This is a genomic window from uncultured Megasphaera sp. (genome assembly GCF_958350005.1).
Classification (GTDB): Bacteria; Bacillota; Negativicutes; order Veillonellales; family Megasphaeraceae; genus Megasphaera.
The window spans coordinates 1-3,821 of sequence record NZ_CATWFF010000181.1; the positions used below are offsets into that span (position 1 = coordinate 1).

At 48.5% G+C, this 3,821-nt stretch carries 2 protein-coding genes; both read left to right on the forward strand.

Annotation, left to right across the window (positions count from 1 at the left end; translation table 11 throughout):
- Positions 1-105 precede the first annotated feature (105 nt).
- Positions 106-2,706, forward strand: a complete 2,601-nt coding sequence (locus Q3886_RS09030) for an autotransporter outer membrane beta-barrel domain-containing protein (RefSeq protein ID WP_301861087.1) — start codon at positions 106-108, stop codon at positions 2,704-2,706.
- A 147-nt stretch (positions 2,707-2,853) separates the two neighbouring features.
- On the forward strand, positions 2,854-3,717 hold the full coding sequence (locus Q3886_RS09035) for an aldo/keto reductase (protein WP_301861089.1): 864 nt from the start codon (positions 2,854-2,856) through the stop codon (positions 3,715-3,717).
- Positions 3,718-3,821 lie beyond the last annotated feature (104 nt).

Below are 3,821 nucleotides of genomic sequence, written 5' to 3' on the forward strand. Positions count from 1 at the left end.
GCTATAATAAGGATAATATTGGGGGTTATATAGAATACCTGTGAAGCGTATTGCGTCATAGCAAATCCCTCATATTGTATGTAGTATATAAAGGAGGATTATAGTATGAAACAGCAAAAGACGATTTTGGCCGCTGCTGTCATGGCGGCATTGTTAGCCCCTGTATACGGGGAAGGGGTACTGGCGGCTGATACACAAAGTGCATGGAAAGAGTATACTTCTACAAAGACTGTCGATTTGACGAAAGATAATGTGGGAGAATATACAAATCCGATCAAAACCACAGGAAATGATACAGAAGTAACCTTTGATGGTGGGGATAAGACTGTAGACTGGACAGTGAAATGGACGGAAGATAATCAGAAGATTTTAAATGGTAATGAAACGGATCCTGCAAAATATCCGCAGGGAGATAATATTCTCGTAGAAGCAGGTTCTAAGCTTACCATTCAAAATTTGAACTCCCTTAATTTTGAAGCAACTCAGACATCGAAAACGTCTGTAGACGGTGCCTTGAAAGCTGTGAACGGTGCTAATGTTACTATCAAAGATATAGGAACGATCAATTTCGGTACGGCAGATAATGTGCTCAATGCAGATCAGGGCTTCCACGCGTACGGTGCGGCGATTGATGTCATGGCAGATAATCTGTATGGAAATGTACGTGGTGCAGGTTTCTTGATGGCGCAGAGCACAAACACTAATAATAAAGGCACGCTAAAGGTTGACATCGCCAATGATGTCAATTTGACAAGCAATTATAGAGCTCTTATGACAGCCGGTGTATATCAGGAACCGGATCAAGGTGTAGAAAATACACTTACTGCAGGTGGAAAGATAACTCTCCGTGTAACAGGTGAAAAAGCATCAAAACCTGCTACAGATGCGGTAGTTGGTGTTACAGATGAATATTATAATGGTTCATACCATTACGGAACAGGCGATGCCAATCTGAAAATTTCCGGTGCTAAGGGAGTTTCTATTATCAGCGATAAGGGTGCTGGACTGTCTGTTGGCAGACACAGTGAAAGCGGTACGCGTACATTGAAGGTTGAGTCTGCTGAGGGAGATGTCTCTATTGAGACCGCTGGCATTGGTATTTCTGCTGGCGTAGGCGCGAAGAAGAAATCAGATGGAACCGATAATGGGACAACAGATAATCTGAATGCAACAGCAGATATTTCCGTAACTGGTAAAAATGTCAGCGTCATCAGCAAAACTAATTCTGCAGTTGATCTCGATAAGAACAGTACCTTGAATGTAGCCAGCACGCAGGAAAACGGGAAGATTGTTCTTGCCGGCGGCAATGGCGTGGCAGCAGATGTATCTGGTGAAAACACCACATTTACTATCGGCAATGGTACGGCAGGTACAGTAGAACTGAGCGGCCAGATCAAAGCGGCAGACAAGGCTAATGTCACCATTAAGGGAAATACCACGACTATTGCAGACGCATCCGTACTGAAGGGAGCTCCCCTTGTTGACGTCAAGAATGGCGGCAGCTTCAATGTCGCGGACGGAGCAAAACTCCAGGTGCGCGGTGCCTATACGGGAAAATCCCTGTATTCTACAGATGGTAATACAAACAGCAAAGTTTCCTTCTGGGATATTGCGAATACGTCCTTTGCCAATCCCCTTCAGTATTTGGGTAAAAACGGCGTCGTCGAAGCAGGCATAACAGAAGCAAACAAAAAGAATCTTGTTGGTTACCTTGCTCTGCCGGTGGCTCTTTCTGCAACGACTGACAATAATCGCGGTGTTATGTCGCTTATTGAAAACGGCGCTGATGCCTACAATGCTGCTGTAGGCATTGGTCAGGCCGGCGGCATTCAGCACAGCACCTATGCTGTAACGGGACTTGTTGCTGACGCACTGGATACGCACGAAGACACGCCGGAAAAAGATATCTGGGCCAAAGGCTTCCACAGCACGGAAGATATTGACAGCCTCGGCTTTGCAGGGGGAGCCCTGAATCTGGATACGCAGTACAACGGGGCCATCGTCGGTGCCGACCTGTATCAGAAAGAAGGTACCGCTGCAGGCATCGCTGTTTCCTATGCTGACGGCAGTATCAGCGGTACTAATGGCGCAGTGTACACGAAAAATGATGCCGAATATCTGGGCGTTTCCCTCTATGGCCGGAAAGACCTGGGCGCCTATCGTCTGGCAGCTGATCTGTCCTACCTGGGCGGCAGTCACGACCTGACGCAGTACAATAATGGCACTACCGTTACGGCTGAACCGAATACAGAAGCCTGGTCTCTGGGCGTTAAGGCCCTGCGGGATTATGACTTCGGCAGCGGCACCCTTACGCCGTATGTAGGCGCCCGGTATCTCCGCCTCACGACGGACCAGTATACGTCCAGCCTGGGCCTGTCCTATGACAAGGAAACACAGAATCTCTTCCTTCTTCCTGTAGGGGCCGATTATTCGCTGAACCTGAACCGGGGCAGCTGGAATATTAAGCCCTATGCAGGTATTGGCTATATCTGGACGGTTGGCGACCGGAATGCCGATCAGACTGTATCGTACGGGACAGCAGCAGACACCTTTGCCTATGATGTCACTGATGCAGGCAGCTTCCTGGCCAAAGCCGGCATTTCTGCCGAACACGGCGATTACAGCTTCGGTGTAGGTTATGCCTACCAGAAGGGCAGCACCGTAGACAGTGACACCTGGACCGTACAGGCTGCGTATAAATTCTAATTTCATCATGATGTAACCCAAACGAGGAGAGTCCCTGCTGCAGGGGGCTCTCCTTTTTTGCATGGGCAAACAAATTTTGACAGATAGACAGAATGTATGAAATAATACAATTATATTACAAGTTAACTATTGAAAGGTGGGAGTTATGTGAAATATCGAGTACTGTCGAATGGCGTACAAATGCCGGGCATTGGCTTTGGCACGTACAAAGCCCTGGAAGGGGGCAAAAAAATCATTGAAATGGCTATTGCAGCAGGATACCGTCATTTTGATACGGCTGCAGCCTACGGGAATGAAGAGGAAGTAGGCGAAGTCATCAGAGACAGCGGCGTCGACAGAAGTGAATTTTTTATTACCAGCAAAGTCTGGCCGACAGAACTGGGCTATGACCGGACCATGGCTTCTTTCCAGCAGTCCCTGCAGCGGCTGCAGACGACGTATCTGGATTTGTTCCTGATTCACTGGCCCAAAGATCCTCATGGCGATCTTGAAAGTGACGCGTGGAAGCAGCTGGATCAGGAAAGCTGGCGCGCTCTGGAAGACCTGTATCGAGACGGGAAGGTACGGGCTATTGGGGTCAGCAATTTCCTGCCTCATCATCTGCTGAATCTCATGAAAACGGCGACGGTCATGCCCATGGTGGATCAGCTGGAAATTCATCCGGGGTACAGCCAGATTGGGGCACTCGATTTTTGCCGGGATCAGGGTATTCTGGCAGAAGCATGGAGCCCCATTGGCCGCGGCCGGGTCCTGCAGGACCTGCTGATTCAGGAACTGGCCCGACGGTACCACAAAAATGCAGGACAGATATGCCTGAAATATGTAGAACAGCTCGGCGCTGTGCCGCTGCCCAAATCGTCGAGTCTGGAACGGATGAAGGGGAACCTTGACATTGACGACTTTACTATTTCTGAGGAAGACATGTATCGCCTTATGACGCTGCCCCAGCTCGGCTGGTCCGGCCAGCATCCAGACCGGCCCTGGCAGGCACCGGAACAGCCGAAAGAATAATGATGCGAATTTTTATTCACCACAACTGAGTATACAAAATTAGCACGCTATTCATAAAAATACAAGCCTATGCAAAGAGCGCGCTAAATATATAAATAATAAGT